We start from the raw sequence: 15,706 nt of genomic DNA, 5'->3' as shown, positions 1-15,706 counted from the left end.
TGCTGATTCCTGATTTCCAGGCCCGAATCTCCAGGGAGTTGCCAGATGGCCCGGCCCCGGCAGGCGCTGCTCACCCGGGAGCGCATCGTCGAGGCCGCGTCCGCCCTGATCGACGCGGAGGGCCTGGACGCGCTCTCGATGCGGCGGCTCGCCACCGAGCTGGGTGTGCAGGGCCCGTCGCTCTACAACCACTTCGCCACCAAGGCCGAGATCGTCGACGCGGTCGCCGAGGCGGTGGTGGCCCAGGTCGACATCGGGGTGTTCGCCGACTGCGACTGGCGGGAGGGGCTGCGGCTGTGGGCGAAGTCGTATCACGCGGTGCTGGCCGCCCACCCCAACATCGTCCCGGTGCTGGCCACCGGGCCGGGCCGGCGGCCGCACGGGCTGGCCATGGCCGAGGCGGTCTACGGCGCGCTGATCGACGCCGGCTGGTCGCGGTCCCGGGCCACTCACATCGGCGCGCTGATGCGCTACCTGATCACCGGGGCGGCGCTCGGCTCCTTCGCGCTCGGCTTCGCCGACGATCCGGAGCTGTACGACACCTATCCGCATCTGCACCGCGCCCACGAGCTGGCGGCCCACCGTGCCGCCGTCGACGAGGGCGCGTTCGAACTCGGGCTGGACGTGCTGCTCGCCGGCCTGTCCGACCACTACGACCAGGGGGTACGCCGATGACGTCGGAATTCCGGGAACAGCTCTACATCGGTGGCGCGTGGGTGCCGCCCGACTCCGGTGACCGGATCGAGGTGGAGAACCCGTACACCGAGCAGGTGATCGGGCACGTGCCGGCCGGCACCGCCGAGGACGTGAACCTCGCGGTCTCCGCCGCCCGCCAGGCCTTCGACGGCTGGGCCGCTCTGCCGATGGCCGAGCGCGGGGCCGCCCTGGGCCGGTTGCACGAGGCGCTCGCCGCCCGGGCCGCCGACATCGCCCGCACCGTCGGCCAGGAGCTGGGCACCCCCCTCAAGATCGCTCAGGCGGTTCAGGCCGGGCTGCCGATCGCCGTGCTCAAGGGGTACGCCGAGCTGGCCGCCCAGCCGGTGACCGAGGCGACGATCGGCAACTCGCTGATCGTCCGGGAGGCGGCCGGCGTGGTCGGCGCGATCACCCCGTGGAACTACCCGCTGCACCAGGTGGTGGCCAAGGTGGGTGCGGCGCTCGCGGCCGGCTGCACCGTGGTGCTCAAGCCGAGCGAGCTGACGCCGCTGGTGGCGTACCTGCTGTTCGACGCGGCGCACGAGGCGGGCCTGCCGGCCGGCGTGCTCAACCTGGTCACCGGGACCGGTCCGGTGGTCGGCGCGGCCATCGCCGGGCATCCGGACGTCGACATGATCTCGTTCACCGGCTCCACCGCGACCGGCCGGGCGATTACCAAGGCCGCCGCCGACCGGATCGCCAAGGTCTCCCTGGAGCTGGGCGGCAAGTCGGCGAACGTGATCCTGGCGGACGCCGACCTGGTCAAGGCGGTCAAGGTCGGGGTCGGCAACGCGTTCCTCAACTCCGGGCAGACCTGCACGGCCTGGACCCGGATGCTGGTGCACCGCGACCACTACGACGAGGCGGTCGAGCTGGCGGCCAAGACCGCGGCCGGCTACACCGTGGGCGACCCGTTCGACGCGGCGACCCGGCTCGGGCCGCTGGTCTCGGCCGGGCAGCGGGAGCGGGTCCGCGGCTTCATCGAACGGGCGCAGGGCCGGCTGGTGGCCGGCGGGCTGGACGCGCCGGTGCCGGCGACCGGGCACTTCGTGGCGCCGACCGTCTTCGCCGACGTCGACCCGGACAGCGAACTGGCCCAGGAGGAGGTCTTCGGCCCGGTGCTGTCGATCATCCCGTTCGGCTCCGACGACGAGGCCGTGGCGATCGCCAACAACTCGAAGTACGGGCTGGCCGGCGCGGTCTGGGGCAGCGACGAGCGGGCGCTCGCGGTGGCCCGGCGGCTGCGCACCGGCGCCGTCGACGTGAACGGCGGCGCGTTCAACCCGTTCGCCCCGTTCGGCGGCTACAAGCAGTCCGGCGTGGGCCGGGAGCTGGGTAAGTTCGGTCTGGAGGAGTTCCAGCAGGTGAAGGCGATCCAACGATGAGCGTCCAATACATCCCCGGCTTGGTGGTCCGGACGGCCGGCGTCCCGGCGACGGTCGAGGAGCTGCGGCTGCCCGAGATCGGCCCCGGCCAGGTGCGGGTCCGGATCCGGGCGGCCGGCGTCTGCCACTCCGACCTGTCGATGGTCAACGGAACGCTGCGGCCGCCGCACCCGCTGGTCCTCGGGCACGAGGCGGCCGGCGAGGTGGTCGAGGTCGGCGAGCACGTCACCCGCGCCGCGGTCGGCGACCACGTGGTGCTCAACTGGCAGCCGCCGTGCCGCAGCTGCTGGTTCTGCGAGCAGGGACAGCCCTGGCTCTGCGCCACCTCGTCCGGGGTGGCCGCCCTGGAGAACGGGATCACCCTGGACGGGGCGCCGGTGCACGTGTGCCTCGGGCTGGGCGCGTTCGCCGAGCAGGTGGTGGCGCCGGAAAATGCCGTCATCGGCGTACCGAAAGAGCTCGATTTCGACCGTGCCGCCCTGCTCGGGTGCTCGGTGCTGACCGGGTCCGGCGCGGTCCGCAACACCGCCCAGGTCAAGCCGGGCGAGTCGGTGCTGGTCATCGGCCTCGGCGGGGTCGGGCTGTCGGTGGTCGCGGCGGCCCGGGCGGCCGGAGCCGGACAGGTGATCGCGGTCGACGTCACCGAGGCGAAGAAGGGGCTGGCCGAGGCGGCCGGCGCGACCGACTTCGTGGTCTCCTCGGACACGCTCTCCAAGGACGTGCGGGTGCGCACCGAGGGTCGCGGCGCCGACCACGCCATCGAGTGCGTCGGCCGGGCGTCGACGATCCGCGCCGCGTGGCGGGCCACCCGGCGCGGCGGCCAGGTCACCGTGGTCGGGATGGGCGCGGCCGACGACATGGTGCAGCTCGGCGCGCTGGACATCTTCTCCTCGGCACGCACGCTGCGGGCCTCGGTCTACGGCCAGGCGGACCCGGACGTCGAGGTGCCGGCGCTGGCCCGCGACGTGCTCGACGGCAAGCTCTCCCTGGACCACCTGATCACCGACCGCATCCGGCTGGCCGACGTCCCGGCCGCCTTCGACCGCATGGCCCGCGGCGAGGGCGCCCGCTCGGTCGTCAGTCTCTGACGATCAACCCCCCGTTTTCGGTACGCGATGAGCCACCCACCGTACCGAAAACGGGGTCAGGCGGCCTGCGGATCCTTGCTGTGCAGGGTGTACTTGTGGTCGCCGAAGACGGCGGAGATCTGGAGGCGGCCGCCCAGCGCCTCGACATACCGGCCGATCGCCTCGAGCGTGGAGACGTCGCCGCGTTCGATCTGGGAGACCCGGCCCTTGGTCACGCCCATCCGCTCGGCGACCTCGGCCTGGGTCAGCCCGATCGCCTTGCGACGCTCCGCCAGGTGGTAGCCGTCGACATAGGCCTGGTTCTTCCTGCGCGCCTTGGCGAGCGCCTCTTCGGCACCCGGTTGCGCGAGGAACTCGGCCCGGATGTCACTCCATTTGTGGTAGCCGGTCATTACTGGCTCTCCTCGGTCTGGCGGTCCTTCAGGTACCGCACGTACAACGCCTCGGCCGCCGGGATCGCTTGCCGATACCAGCCGGACCAGTTGCCCGATTTGTCGCCGCCGATCAGCAGGATGGCCGACCGCCAGGGGTCGAAGGCGAACAGGATGCGGACCTCGCTGCTTCCGGAGGATCCAGGTCGCAGCTCTTTCAAGTCGGCTGAAGTTTAGAAAGTTCTACACCTGACTAGCCGGACCGGCGGTGCGAAAAAGATCGGTGTTCTCAGATGTCAGATAGGTGATGGAGGTCGGCGGCACTCGGTGACAGGGTGCGGCGATGGTGGAGTTCTCTGCGGAGTCCGGGCTGTTGGAGCGGTCCGGACAGCTCGGCACGCTGCATCAGGCCTACGAGGCGGTGCGCGCCGGCCGGGGTGGTGTCGTGGTGCTGCTCGGCGGGGAGGCCGGGGGCGGCAAGACCGCCCTGGTCCGGCGGTTCCGGGCGGAGTGCCGGGCGGCCCGGCCGGTGCTCTGGGGCGGCTGTGATCCGCTGTGGACGCCGCGGCCGCTCGGGCCGTTCCTGGAGATGACGCAGTTCAGCGGGCTGATCGGGCACGGCGCGAAACCTTACGAGCTGGCCACCGGCATCATCCGGGACGTGCGGGAACGTCCCGGCCTCCCGCTCGTGCTGGAGGACCTGCACTGGGCCGACGAGGCCACCCTGGACGTGCTCAGCCTGCTCGGCCGGCGGATCGGCGCCATCCCCGCGATGATCATCGCGACCTACCGCAGCGACGAGGTGACCGACCGGCGGCATCCGCTGCGCCGGCTCCTCGGCGAGCTGCAAGGCGACCGGATCATCCGGATGGGCGTGGAGCCGCTCTCCCCGGCGGCGGTCTGCGCGCTCGCCGAGTCGCACGGGCGGGACGGCCGGGCGCTGCACCGGGCCACCGGCGGCAACCCGTTCTTCGTCACCGAGGTGCTCGCCCGCGACGACGGCGACGTGCCGCTGACCGTGCGCGACGCGGTGCTGGCCCGGGCCGCCCGGCTCGGCCCGGAGGCGACCGCGGTGCTGGACGCCGTCTCCGTCACCCCGCCCTATGCCGAGCTGCGCCTGCTGGCCGAGGCCGAGACGGCCGGGCTGGACGAGGCGCTGCGGGCCGGCATGCTGGAGAGCGTGCCCGGCGGGGTCGCGTTCCGGCACGAGCTGGCCCGGCTCACCATCGAGGAGTCGCTGCCCGCCCACCGGCGTCTCGACCTGCACCGCGGCGTGCTGCGGGCGCTGCTGGCCGAGCCGGACCGGGCCGACCCGAGCCGGGTCGCCCACCACGCCGAGGCCGCCGGGGACGCCGGCGTGGTGCTCACCTGGGCGCCGCGCGCCGCCGTCCAGGCCGCCGACTCGGGCGCGCACCGGGAGGCCGCCGCGCAGTACGCCCGGGCACTGCGCTTCGCCGCCGGCCTGGCCCCGGCCGACCGCGCCGACCTGCTGGAACGCCGCTCCTACGAGTGCTACCTGACCGAGCAGACCGACGAGTCGATCGCGGCGTTGCAGGAGGCGATCCGGCACCGCCGGCAGATCGGCGACCGGCGCGGCGAGGGCACCGCGCTCTCCGTGCTGTCCCGGCGGCTGTGGTGCGGCGGCTACATCGAGGAGGCGGCGACCTCCGGCCGGGAGGCGCTGCGGCTCTTCGACGACATGCCGTCCGGGCCGGAGTACGCGATGGCCTGCACCAACCAGGCGGCGATCGCGCTCAACATCGAGGACTACCCGGACGCCATCGCGCTGGGCACCCGGGCGCTGCGGCTGGGCGAGCAGCACGGGCTCACCGAGGTCGTCGTGCACAGCCTCAACAACCTGGGCACCATGCAGCTGCTCGCCGGGGAGCCGGAGGGGATCGGCAAGCTGGAGCGCAGCCTGGCGCTGGCCGAGCAGGCCGGGCTGGAGGAGCACATCGGGCGGGCGTACATCCACGCCGGCTGGTCGATGACCCGGGTCCGTTCCTACCACCTGGCGTCCTGGCTGGACCGCGGCGTGACCGCCTGCGCCGACCTGGGGCTGGAGGCCTGGAAGCACTACGTGCTCGCCTACCGGGCCCGCTACCACCTGGACCTGGGCCGCTGGGACGAGGCGCTCGCGGACGCCGAGGAGGTGCTGCGCGACGCCAAGCCGGTGCCGCTGCTGCGGCTCATGGCGCTGGCCGTGATCGGCCTGATCCGGGCCCGCGGCGGCGACCTCGATCCGTGGCCGGTCCTGGACGAGGCCCGCGACCTGGCCGCCGGGAAGAACGAGTTGCAGTACCTCGCCCCGGTCGCGACCGCCCGCGCCGAGGCCGCCTGGCTGGCCGGCGCCCCGGTCGGGCCGGAACTCGCCGGGACCTGGGAGCTGGCGGTCCGGCGGCAGGCGAAGTGGGTGCTCGGCGAGCTGGCCTGGCTGCGCCGGCTGGCCGCCGAGCCGGACACCGCACCGGCCGGGATCCCCCTGCTGGAGCCGTATGCGCGGCAACTGGCCGGCGACGTCGAGGGGGCCGCGGAACGCTGGCGGAAACGGGACTGCGCCTACGACGCCGCGCTGGCGCTGGCCGGCGCCGCCGACGAGGCCGGGTTGCGGGCTGCGCTCGCCGAGTTCCAGCGGCTCGGCACCCGCCCGGCCGCCGCGATCGTCACCCGCCGGCTGCGCGCCCGCGGCGTCCGCGACATCCCTCGCGGCCCGCAGCGCTGGACCCGCGACAACCCGGCCGAGCTGACCCGCCGCGAGGTCGAGGTGCTGGGCCTGGTGCAGCAGGGCCTGTCGAATGTGGAGATCGCCGAGCGCCTGTTCCTGTCCACCAAGACCGTGCACCACCACGTCTCCGCGATCCTGCGGAAACTCGGTGTCTCCCGGCGGGGCCAGGCCGCGGCCGAGGCCGCTCGCCGAGGATTAACCCCTTAGAACATCATTTTGTACGACTTGTCGTCCCGTGGCGGTCGGCTCGCGATGCCCGGCCCCCGCACGACCGCTACGCGTGTCGTGCGGGTCCGCCGTGTGACGACCATCGATCTTCAGACCTGGGCCCCGGAACCGGGTTTCCTGGGCAGTCGCGCCGATTCCCGGACCGTTCCCCGTTCCTAGCGTCGAGGCATGACTATTCCGTGGCAGATGCACCAGGAGATGATCCGGCTCCGTGAGGCCGAACTGGCCCGCTCGATGCTCGGGACCGAGTCCCGCCGCCGCCCACGACGGGCCTGGGCGACGGCGTTACTGGATCGGCTGGATCAGTGGGTGAGCAGGGCGCGGACCCCGCGGGCCAGGGCGGCCCGCGCGGCCTCGACCGGCAGGTCCATCGCCTCGCGCAGCGTGGACCAGGCCGGCCAGAGGCTGATCGTGGTCAGCGCGTTGAGCAACTCCTCGTCCGACCCGATCTCCTCGGGGAACGTGCTGGTCAGCTCGTCCCGCACCCGCGACACGTGCAGCCGCCGATAGCGCTGCAACCCGCTGGAGAACGGCTCCTTCAGCGCCGAGGCGCGGGCCGCGGGCGCGATCTCCTCCAGCATCCGGGCCCGCTGCCGGCAGAACTGGTCGATCCGCTCGTCCAGCGGCAGGTCCGGGGAGATCTGCCGGTAGGACTCGTCCCGCTGGTCCAGCACCCGCTGCCCGCTGGCCGCCATCAGCGACTCCATGTCGGCGAAGTGGCTCCACAGCGCGCGCAGCGAGACCCCGGCCAGCTTGGCGATCCGATCCGCGGTGGGACGCAGGTCACCGGCGCGGATCAGCTCGAGGTGGGCGTCGACGATCGCGTTGCGGGTCCGCTCGGAGCGGGCGGTGCGGCCGTCGATGCGCGGCGGCTGGGTCACGGACGACTCCGGTATCGGTTCAGCTCCCGCCGGGCCAGCGAGCGCTTGTGCACCTCGTCGGGGCCGTCGGCGAGACGCAGCGTGCGGGCCGCCACCCAGAGCTGGGCCAGCGGCGTGTCCTGGCTGGTGCCGACCGCGCCGTGCGCCTGGATCGCCTTGTCCAGGATCCACTCGACGGTCTGCGGCACCACGATCTTGATGGCCTGGATCTCGGTGTGCGCGCCCTTGTTGCCCACCGTGTCCATCAGCCAGGCGGCCTTGAGCACCAGCAGGCGGGCCTGCTCGATCCGCACCCGGGCCTCGGCGATCCAGTCCTGGACCACGCCCTGCTCGGCGAGCGGCTTGCCGAACGGGGTGCGGGTCAGCGCCCGCTTGCACATCAGCTCCAGGCCGCGCTCGGCCATCCCGATCAGCCGCATGCAGTGGTGGATCCGGCCCGGGCCGAGCCGGGCCTGGGAGATCGCGAACCCGCCGCCCTCGACGCCGATCAGGTTGCCGGCCGGCACCCGGACGTTCTCGAAGATCAGCTCGGCGTGGCCGCCGTGGTCGCCGTCGTCGTAGCCGAAGACGGTCATGCCGCGCTTCACGGTCAGGCCCGGGGTGTCCCGCGGCACCAGGATCTGGCTCTGCTGGACGTGCCGGTCCGCCTCCGGGTCGGTCTTGCCCATCACAATGAAGATCTTGCAGTTCGGGTTCATCGCGCCGGTGATGTAGAACTTCCGGCCGTTGATGACGTACTCGTCGCCGTCCCGCTCGATCCGGGTGCCGATGTTGGTCGCGTCCGACGAGGCGACCTGCGGCTCGGTCATCGCGAACGCCGACCGGATCTCGCCGGCCAGCAGCGGCTTCAGCCAGCGCTCCTGCTGCTCGGGGGTGCCGAACTCGGCCAGCACCTCCATGTTGCCGGTGTCCGGCGCGTTGCAGTTGAACGCGGCCGGCGCGATCGCCGGGCTGCGGCCCATGATCTCGGCCAGCGGCGCGTACTGGAGGTTGGTCAGCCCGGCACCGTGCTCGCCCGGGAGGAACAGGTTCCACAGGCCGGCCTCCTTGGCCTTGGCCTGCAACCGCTTCAGGACGGCCGGCGGCTCCCAGCCGTCGCCGCCGGCGTGGAACTCGCTCTCCGCCGGGTACACGTGCTCGTCCATGAACGCGAGCAGCCGCTTGCGGTAGTCCTCGGTCGTCGCGTCGAACTCGAAGTCCATCAGTGTCCTTCCAGCGCTCGGTGGCCCTGCTCGATCAGCTCGGGCACCATCGCGCCGACGGTGTCGAAACCGGCGCCGACAGTCTGGCCCTTGGTGTAGCGGTAGTGCACGCCCTCCAGGATGACGGCGAGCTTGAACGCGGCGAACCCGACGTACCAGTGCAGGTCACCGACGTCGCGGCCGCTGCGCTCGGCGTACCGGGCGGCCATCTCGTCCAGCGACGGGTGGCCGGGCAGGTCGATCGGGGCGAACGGCTTGCCGTCGGAGAGCAGCAACGGCCGCCCGGCGTAGACCAGCATCAGGGCCAGGTCGCTGAGCGGGTCGCCCAGCGTCGACATCTCCCAGTCGAGGACGGCCCGCACCTCCAGCGAGGCGCCGATCAGCACGTTGTCCAGGCGGAAGTCACCGTGCACGACAGCACCCGGGCCGCCGGCCGGGATGTCCGCGGCCAGCCGGGCGTGCAACTCCTCGATGCCGGGCAGCTCCCGGCTGCGCGACGCGTCGAGCTGCTTCTTCCAGCGGCGGACCTGGCGCTCGTTGAAGCCCTCCGGCTTGCCGAAGTCGCCCAGCCCGATCTTCTCCGGCTCCAGCGAGTGCAGGTCGGCGAGGGTGTCGACCAGGGTGAGCGTCAGGCGGTGCAGGTCGACGGTGACCAGGTCCGCGACATCGCGGTAGATCTTCCCGTCGACGTGTTCCATCAGGTAGAACGGGGCGCCGATGACGTCGCTGTCGGCGCACAGCAGCACCGGCTTCGGGACCGGGAAACCCGCCTGGGAGAGCGCGGACAGCACCTTGTGCTCCCGGGCCATGTCGTGCGCGGTCGGCAGCACGTGCCCGAGCGGCGGGCGACGCAGCACCCACCGGTTCGTCCCGTCGGTCACCGCGTACGTCAGGTTCGACCGCCCGCCCGCGAACATCGTCGCGGTCAGCGGCGGACTGTCCAGATAGGCCTGGAGCCGGTCCAGGTCGAGCCCCTTCACCGGACGCCCTCGAAGCCACGCTGCATCTTGTTCATGCCGCCCAGCCAACGGTCCGGATCCGCCGCGCGCAAGCGGTAGTAGTCGGCGACTTCCGGATGCGGCAGGATCAGGAACCTCTCGTCGAGCGACTCGGCCACCAGGTCGGCGACCGCGGACGGCTCCAGCGCGCCCTCGGCGAGCAGCGCCGCGCTGCCGCTGCCCCGGGCGTTGCCGCCGGTCAGCATGTCGGTGCGGACGCCCTGCGGGCAGAGCGCCTGGACGATCAGACCGCGGTGGGCGTACGTGGCGCGCAGCCACTCGGCGTACGCCAGCGCCGCGTGCTTGGTCACCGAGTAGGACGCGCTGCCGAGCAGGGTCAGCAGCCCGGCCGCGCTCACCGTGATCAGCAGCCGTTTCGGGGTCTCCGAGTCCAGCCACTTCGGCAGCAGCGCGCGGGTCACGTAGACGTGCGACAGCACGTTCACCCCGTAATCGCGTTCCCAGAGGTGGTCCGGCGTGTTCTCGTCACCCGCCGTCAGCACGCCGGCGTTGGAGCAGAAGAGGTCGATGTCGCCGGCGGCCTCGACCAGCCGGCGGACGTCCTGCTCGACCGCCACGTCGGCGGCCACGGCGACCCCGCCGATCTCCGCGGCGACCGCGGCGGCGGAGTCCGCGTCGATGTCGCTGACCACGACGTGCGCGCCGTCGGCGGCGAACCGCCGGGCCATGGCGGCGCCGATACCCCCGCCGGCGCCGGTGACGACCACGCGCTTCACTCGACCACCCCGGTCAGCGTGACGCCACCGTCGAGCACGATGGTCTGCCCGGTGATCCACGAGGCGTCCTGCGAGCAGAGGAACGCCACCGTCCCGGCCACGTCCTCCGGCGCGCCCAGCCGCTTCAGCGGGTACGTCGCGGTGACCTGCTCCTCGCGCCCCTCGAACAGCGCCGCCGCGAACCGCGTCTTGACCACCGCGGGCGCCACCGCGTTCACCCGGATCTTCGGGGCCAGCTCAACCGCCAGCTCCTCGGTGAGGTGGATCAGGGCGGCCTTGGTGGTGCCGTAGAACGCGATCCCGGGCGCCGGGCGCACCCCGGAGACCGAGGAGATGTTCACGATCGAGCCGCCCTCGCCCAGCCCGCCGCGCAGCGCCTCCTGCACCCAGCCGAGCGTGCCGATCAGGTTGACCTCGGCCATCTTGCGTGCCGCGTTCAGGTCGAGGGTGGCCAGCGGCCCGTACGCCGGGTTGATCCCGATGTTGTTGACCAGCGTGGTGACCGGCCCGAACTTCGCGGTCACCGCGTCCACCACGACCGCCCGGTGGTCCCCGTTGTCACCCTTGCCGGCCACCCCGATCGCCACGTCGGGGCCGCCCAGCTCCTTCACCGCCGCCTGGAGGGCGTCCTCGTCCCGCCCGGTGATCGCCACCTTCGCGCCCTGGGCGACGAACCGTTGCGCGATGGCGAACCCGATTCCGCGACTGGCCCCTGTCACGATTGCCACCTGATCCGCCATCGCACAACCTCCTAGGTTTTCTGCACTCAGAGTGCGGATATTACGCTGCCGGAATTCCGTTCTGCGGCGGTGTCACAGCTTGCGCGGTATAGGGCTGCACCGGGGCGTCCGCGTCGTCGGTGGTGAACGCCGTACCGAAGAACACCGCCTTGCCGCTCTGGATCTTGGTGAGCTGCGTGCCGCCGTACCCCGCGTGATCCTTGTCGGAGAAGCGCAGCGGCACCAGACCCGGACCCTGGAACCCGTTCTTCTCCACCGCGGCGACGATCCCGTCGCGGGTCAGGTCCTTGCCCGCGTTCTGCAGCGACTGCACGAAGAGGTACGCCACCGACATCCCGTAGACGACGTTGTTGTCGAACTCCGCGTTGTTGTTGTACTGCGCGTTGACCTTCTTGTAGAGCTGGATCCACGGGCTGGAGTCGTCCGTGGTGAGCGGCAGGTAGTTGGCCGAGACCACGCCCTCCAGCAGCGGCGCCGCCTGACCCAGCGCCTTGCTGACCGTCGCCGGGTCGGCGCCCACGTTGCTGACCACGAACTGCGGCTTGTAGCCGATCTTCGCGGCGGTGCCGAGCGACAGCGCGGTGAAGCCCGGGATGGTGGCCAGCACGACCACCTCGCAGCCGGCCGCCTTGAACGCGCCGATCTGCGGGCCGACGTTCGGGTTGCTGGTCACGTAGGTCTGCTTGTCGGCCACCGGGCCCAGCGTCTTCTCCACGCCGGCCAGGCTGTCCTTGCCGAAGTCGTCGTCCTGCCCGAGGAAGCAGGTCTTCTTGCCGGCCAGGTTCTGCTTCACGTACGTGCCGAGGATCTTGCCCTCGACGGTGTAGTCCGGGTTGAAGCCGAAGGTGCCCGGATACTTGTCCACCTGGTTCCAGTTGCGGCTGCCGCTGGCCACGAAGAGGTCCGGCACCTTGTTGGTCTTGAGGAAGTCCAGCACGCCGGTGTGCGTCGGGGTGCCCAGGCCGTTCAGGATCGCGAAGACCTTGTCCTGCAACACCAGCTCCCGCACCACCTGCTGGGTGGTCGCCGGGTTGTACCCGTCGTCCTTGACCTTGTACGTGATCTTCCGGCCGTTGATCCCGCCGTTCGCGTTGACGAAGTCGAAGTAGGCCTTGGTGGCCGGCGCGATCTTGGAGTATCCGGCGGCTGCCGGGCCGGTCAGCGGCATGTGCGTGCCGACGACGACCTCGCTGTCGGTCACCCCGGGAACGCTGCCGCTGCTGCCGGATCCGCCGCCGGAACCGCTGTCGCAGGCGCCGGCGAAGAGAAGGACGGTGAGGAACACCGCCGTGGTGCGTTTCATCGTTTCCTCCAGAAATCGAATCGAATCGAGGCGATGCCGCCCGGGGCGGCGAGCATGACGACGACGAGCACCACGCCGAAGATCACCAGGGCGAGGTTCCCCTCCAGGTGTTGCGATCCGGAGCTCTCCGCGGCCGACTGGGCCAGCGCCGGCAGCGCGACCAGCAGAATCGCCCCCAGCAGCGCGCCGGCCAGGCGGCCCAGGCCGCCGATCACGATCGCCATCACCAGGAACAGCGACAGCGTCAGCGGGAACGCGCCGGGGGAGACGCTCTGCGCCAGGACCGCGAAGAGGGCGCCGGACAGGCCGGCGCAGGCCGCGCTGACCACGAAGGCCAGGACTTGCGTACGCGCGACGTTGACCCCGGCCAGCCGCGCCGCCGTCTCGTCGTCCCGCACCGCGCGCAGGTCCCGCCCGAACCGCCCGCGCACCAGGGTGGCCAGCAGCAACGCGGTGACCAGCGCGCCCGTCCAGCAGAGCCAGGCCTGCCAGCGTTCCATCGGGATCACCCCGGGCGGCGGGTCGAGCGCCACCGACAGCCCCATGTCGCTGTTGAAGACCTCGTCGAACGTGCTGGTCACCGACGGCACCACGACCGCCACCGCGAGCGTCAGCCCGGCCAGGTAGGGACCGCGCAGCCGGGCCGCGGCCAGCCCGATCACCACCCCGGCCAGGGTGGTCACCAGGATCGCCGCGACGAAGCTGACCGGCGTGTGCAGCCACTTGTTCTGGGTCAGCGCGAACGTGTAGGCCCCGGTCGCCATCAGCGCCCCGTGTCCCAGCGACAGCTGCCCGTTCAGTCCGGTCAGGACGGTCAGCCCGGCCGTCACCGTGAAGTACGCCCCGACCGTGGCCAACTGATAGTTCCGGAACGGCGGCAGGGTGTAGGTCAGCGCCAGGATGACGAGGGCGCCGGCTATGACGTACACAAATGGGCTTATTCGTCTCTTGGGAGTGGTCACCGCGGAGGTGGTGACTTGCTTCTCCTTCAAATCAGTCATGCCGTCCTCGCCTTCGCGCTGGAGAAAAGCCCGCCGGGCCGGCCCAGAAGCACGACCACCAGCAGCACCAGCACCGCCATCGGGGCGACCGTGGCGCCCAGATAGCCGCTGACGTAGGAGAGCAGCAGCCCGACGACCAGCCCACCGGTCACCGCGCCGATCGGGCTGTCCAGCCCACCCACCACGGCGGCGGTGAACGCCGACACGAAGACCACGTCCATCGCGGTCGGGTGCAGCCCCAGCTCGGTCGGGACGACCAGCATCCCGGCCAGCGACCCGACCGCGGCGGCCAGCGCCCAGCCCAGCGTCAGCATCCCGCCGACCGGCACGCCGAGCAGCCGCGAGACGTCCGGGGCGAACGCCGCGGCCCGCATCCGCAGCCCCACCGCCGTCCGGGTGAACAGCAGGCTGAGCGCGACGACCACGGCGCCCACGGCGGCGAAGACGAACACGTCGTACCGGCTGAGCAGCGCGATGCCGCCCACCTCGAAGGCGTCCCGCCGGAACGGCGTCTCCACCGGCCGGTACTCGCTGCCGTAGATGATGCCGAGCACGCCCTGCACGATCAGGACCAGCCCGAGCGCGACCACCACGCCGTTGAGCGGCGAGGAGTGGTCGACGAAGCGCATCACCGTCTTCTCCACCACGACGCCGAGCAACAGCCCGAACAGGATCGCCGCGACGAAGCCGAGCCAGTAGGAGCCGGTCGCGCTGGTCACCGAGTACGCCACGTAGACGGCGGCGACCGCCATCGCGCCCTGGGCGAAGTTGACGATCCGGGCGGCCCGCCAGATCAGCACCAGGGCCAGCGCGAACGCGGCGTAGACCGCGCCCCGGCTGAGCCCGTCGAAAGTGAGATAGATAAATCTGTCCATGGTGTCGTCCTAGAACCCGAGGTAGGCATGGCGCAGATCGGCGTCGTCGCGCAGCTCGACCGCTTTGTTGCGGGTGACCACCCGGCCCAGCGCCAGCACGATGCCCTCGTCCGCGACGGACAGCGCGCTGCGCACGTTCTGCTCGACCAGCAGCACCGCGAGGCCGGTGCGTTCCCGCAGGTCGCGCAGCAGTGCCAGGATCTGGGCGGTGATCTTCGGGGCCAGCCCCAGGGACGGCTCGTCGAGCAGCAGCAGCCGGGGCCGGCCGACCAGCGCCCGGCCCAGAGCGAGCATCTGCCGCTCGCCGCCGGAGAGCTGATGCCCGGCGCTGGCACGCCGTTGTGCCAGCGCCGGGAAGAGGTCGTAGACCTCGTCCAGGGCGCGCGCCGCGTCCCCGCGGTCGCGCCGCCACAGCCCGCCGAGCCGCAGGTTCTCGTCGACGGTCAGCTCGGTGACCACGCCACGGCCCTCCGGCACGTGCGCGATCCCGCGGCGGACCAGGTGCTCGACCCGGACGCCGCGCAGGTCCTCGCCGTCGAAGACGACACTGCCCCGGGTCGGCCGGACCAGGCCGGAGAGGGTGCGCAGCAGGGTGGTCTTGCCGGCCCCGTTCGCCCCGAGCACGGCGACGATCTCGCCCGGCTTGACGGTGAACCGGATGCCGTGCAGCACCGGTGCGGCCCCGTACCCGGCGGTCAGGTCGTCGACCTCCAGCAGCGCGCTCATGCCGCCGCTCCCAGGTAGGCCTCGGTGACCTTCTCGTTCGCGCTGATCTCGGCGGGCGGGCCGAGCGCGATGGGTTTGCCGAAGTCCAGCACCAGGATCTCGTCGCAGACCGACATGACCAGGTCCATGTGGTGCTCGACGAGCAGCACCGTGGTCCCGGCATCCCGGATCAGGCCGGCCAGCCACTGGATCTCGTCGGCGTCCAGCCCGCCGGCCGGCTCGTCGAGCATCAGGATCCGCGGACGGGAGGCCAGGGCGCGGGCCAGCTCGACCCGCTTGCGGATCGCGTAGGGCAGCGCGCCGGGCGGCGCGAACGCGTACTCCGCGACCCCGCACCGCTCCAGCGCGGCGAGCGCGTCCTTCCCGGACTGCCGCTCCCGGCCGCCGCGGATGCCGACCTGCACGTTCTCCAGCACGGTGAGGCCGCTGAACTGGCCGACCCCCTGCAGCGTGCGGGCGATGCCGAGCCGGTTGAGGTGATGCGGTCGCGGCCGCCAGGCCCGGCCGTCCAGGGTGAGCTCCCCGGCGGTCGGCGTGACGAAACCGCAGATGACGTTGAACAGGGTGGTCTTGCCGGCTCCGTTCGGCCCGATCACCCCGACGATCCGCCCGGCGGGCACCCGCAGGGAGACGTCATCGAGCGCGGTCAGGCCGCCGAAGCGAACCGTTATGTGGTCGAGCGCAAGCTCATGAGCAGGGGATTCCGTCGACATACCCACCTCGTCAGGACAGCAAGGGTCCACAGTGGAG

Annotated in this window: 15 protein-coding genes and 1 pseudogene; 4 read left to right on the top strand and 12 right to left on the bottom strand. The window is 71.8% G+C overall.

The window, feature by feature from the left end; all coding sequences use genetic code 11:
* The first annotated feature begins 45 nt into the window (after positions 1–45).
* Genes Aiant_RS17380 through Aiant_RS17370 form a run of 3 tightly spaced genes read left to right on the top strand, consistent with a single transcriptional unit; the run spans position 46 to position 3,169 of the window.
* A complete protein-coding gene (locus Aiant_RS17380; RefSeq protein WP_189328509.1) occupies positions 46–675 on the top strand; it encodes a TetR/AcrR family transcriptional regulator in 630 nt (209 codons plus the stop codon).
* Positions 672–2,081 (top strand): aldehyde dehydrogenase family protein, encoded by a 1,410-nt coding sequence (locus tag Aiant_RS17375; protein WP_189328510.1) that lies wholly within the window; start codon positions 672–674, stop codon positions 2,079–2,081. The genes Aiant_RS17380 and Aiant_RS17375 overlap by 4 nt, the downstream gene beginning before the upstream one ends.
* Complete coding sequence (locus Aiant_RS17370; protein ID WP_189328511.1) at positions 2,078–3,169, top strand: alcohol dehydrogenase catalytic domain-containing protein; 1,092 nt, start codon at positions 2,078–2,080, stop codon at positions 3,167–3,169. The genes Aiant_RS17375 and Aiant_RS17370 overlap by 4 nt, the downstream gene beginning before the upstream one ends.
* Positions 3,170–3,225: 56 nt before the next feature.
* On the opposite strand, the gene Aiant_RS17365 is transcribed toward Aiant_RS17370, so the two are convergent.
* Entirely contained in the window at positions 3,226–3,561 is a 336-nt protein-coding gene (locus Aiant_RS17365) for a helix-turn-helix domain-containing protein (protein ID WP_189328512.1), read from the bottom strand.
* Positions 3,561–3,767: pseudogene (locus Aiant_RS17360) on the bottom strand (type II toxin-antitoxin system RelE/ParE family toxin); the annotation flags it as partial. The pseudogene Aiant_RS17360 and the gene Aiant_RS17365, both read right to left, overlap by 1 nt.
* 116 nt (positions 3,768–3,883) lie before the next feature.
* Between Aiant_RS17360 and Aiant_RS17355 the strand changes: the two are divergent.
* A complete protein-coding gene (locus Aiant_RS17355) occupies positions 3,884–6,472 on the top strand; it encodes an ATP-binding protein (RefSeq protein ID WP_189328514.1) in 2,589 nt (862 codons plus the stop codon).
* A gap of 323 nt (positions 6,473–6,795) precedes the next feature.
* On the opposite strand, the gene Aiant_RS17350 is transcribed toward Aiant_RS17355, so the two are convergent.
* The 10 genes from Aiant_RS17350 to Aiant_RS17305 all read right to left on the bottom strand — a co-directional run bounded on the left by Aiant_RS17350 (position 6,796) and on the right by Aiant_RS17305 (position 15,669).
* Positions 6,796–7,374: a TetR/AcrR family transcriptional regulator gene (locus Aiant_RS17350; protein ID WP_189328515.1), complete on the bottom strand. Its 579-nt coding sequence runs from the start codon at positions 7,372–7,374 to the stop codon at positions 6,796–6,798.
* Entirely contained in the window at positions 7,371–8,576 is a 1,206-nt protein-coding gene (locus tag Aiant_RS17345; RefSeq protein WP_189328516.1) for an acyl-CoA dehydrogenase family protein, read from the bottom strand. Before Aiant_RS17345 ends, Aiant_RS17350 begins: the two co-directional genes overlap by 4 nt.
* Positions 8,576–9,556: a phosphotransferase family protein gene (locus Aiant_RS17340; RefSeq protein WP_189328517.1), complete on the bottom strand. Its 981-nt coding sequence runs from the start codon at positions 9,554–9,556 to the stop codon at positions 8,576–8,578. Before Aiant_RS17340 ends, Aiant_RS17345 begins: the two co-directional genes overlap by 1 nt.
* Positions 9,553–10,263 (bottom strand): SDR family oxidoreductase, encoded by a 711-nt coding sequence (locus Aiant_RS17335; protein WP_229829858.1) that lies wholly within the window; start codon positions 10,261–10,263, stop codon positions 9,553–9,555. Before Aiant_RS17335 ends, Aiant_RS17340 begins: the two co-directional genes overlap by 4 nt.
* Before the next feature lie 44 nt (positions 10,264–10,307).
* Positions 10,308–11,030, bottom strand: a complete 723-nt coding sequence (locus Aiant_RS17330; RefSeq protein ID WP_229829813.1) for an SDR family oxidoreductase — start codon at positions 11,028–11,030, stop codon at positions 10,308–10,310.
* Between the two features lie 61 nt (positions 11,031–11,091).
* On the bottom strand, positions 11,092–12,354 hold the full coding sequence (locus tag Aiant_RS17325) for an ABC transporter substrate-binding protein (protein WP_189328520.1): 1,263 nt from the start codon (positions 12,352–12,354) through the stop codon (positions 11,092–11,094).
* Positions 12,351–13,355: a branched-chain amino acid ABC transporter permease gene (locus Aiant_RS17320; protein WP_189328521.1), complete on the bottom strand. Its 1,005-nt coding sequence runs from the start codon at positions 13,353–13,355 to the stop codon at positions 12,351–12,353. The genes Aiant_RS17325 and Aiant_RS17320 overlap by 4 nt, the downstream gene beginning before the upstream one ends.
* Positions 13,352–14,230 carry a branched-chain amino acid ABC transporter permease gene (locus Aiant_RS17315; RefSeq protein ID WP_189328522.1) on the bottom strand — a complete coding sequence of 293 codons (879 nt, stop codon included), beginning with the start codon at positions 14,228–14,230 and terminating at the stop codon, positions 13,352–13,354. Before Aiant_RS17315 ends, Aiant_RS17320 begins: the two co-directional genes overlap by 4 nt.
* A 9-nt stretch (positions 14,231–14,239) precedes the next feature.
* Positions 14,240–14,956, bottom strand: a complete 717-nt coding sequence (locus tag Aiant_RS17310) for an ABC transporter ATP-binding protein (RefSeq protein ID WP_189328523.1) — start codon at positions 14,954–14,956, stop codon at positions 14,240–14,242.
* Positions 14,953–15,669 (bottom strand): ABC transporter ATP-binding protein, encoded by a 717-nt coding sequence (locus tag Aiant_RS17305; RefSeq protein ID WP_189328524.1) that lies wholly within the window; start codon positions 15,667–15,669, stop codon positions 14,953–14,955. Before Aiant_RS17305 ends, Aiant_RS17310 begins: the two co-directional genes overlap by 4 nt.
* Between the last annotated feature and the right edge of the window lie 37 nt (positions 15,670–15,706).

The sequence above is a fragment of the Actinoplanes ianthinogenes genome (assembly GCF_018324205.1).
GTDB lineage: Bacteria > Actinomycetota > Actinomycetes > Mycobacteriales > Micromonosporaceae > Actinoplanes > Actinoplanes ianthinogenes.
This window is presented reverse-complemented; position numbering and strand designations above follow the sequence as displayed.

Coding starts and splice junctions, on each gene's coding strand:
- Aiant_RS17380 (WP_189328509.1), top strand. CDS start 46: ATGGCCCGGCCCCGGCAGGCGCTGCTCACCCGGGAGCGCATCGTCGAG.
- Aiant_RS17375 (WP_189328510.1), top strand. CDS start 672: ATGACGTCGGAATTCCGGGAACAGCTCTACATCGGTGGCGCGTGGGTG.
- Aiant_RS17370 (WP_189328511.1), top strand. CDS start 2,078: ATGAGCGTCCAATACATCCCCGGCTTGGTGGTCCGGACGGCCGGCGTC.
- Aiant_RS17365 (WP_189328512.1), bottom strand. CDS start 3,561: ATGACCGGCTACCACAAATGGAGTGACATCCGGGCCGAGTTCCTCGCG.
- Aiant_RS17355 (WP_189328514.1), top strand. CDS start 3,884: ATGGTGGAGTTCTCTGCGGAGTCCGGGCTGTTGGAGCGGTCCGGACAG.
- Aiant_RS17345 (WP_189328516.1), bottom strand. CDS start 8,576: ATGGACTTCGAGTTCGACGCGACGACCGAGGACTACCGCAAGCGGCTG.
- Aiant_RS17335 (WP_229829858.1), bottom strand. CDS start 10,263: ATGGCCCGGCGGTTCGCCGCCGACGGCGCGCACGTCGTGGTCAGCGAC.
- Aiant_RS17325 (WP_189328520.1), bottom strand. CDS start 12,354: ATGAAACGCACCACGGCGGTGTTCCTCACCGTCCTTCTCTTCGCCGGC.
- Aiant_RS17320 (WP_189328521.1), bottom strand. CDS start 13,355: ATGACTGATTTGAAGGAGAAGCAAGTCACCACCTCCGCGGTGACCACT.
- Aiant_RS17315 (WP_189328522.1), bottom strand. CDS start 14,230: ATGGACAGATTTATCTATCTCACTTTCGACGGGCTCAGCCGGGGCGCG.
- Aiant_RS17310 (WP_189328523.1), bottom strand. CDS start 14,956: ATGAGCGCGCTGCTGGAGGTCGACGACCTGACCGCCGGGTACGGGGCC.
- Aiant_RS17305 (WP_189328524.1), bottom strand. CDS start 15,669: ATGTCGACGGAATCCCCTGCTCATGAGCTTGCGCTCGACCACATAACG.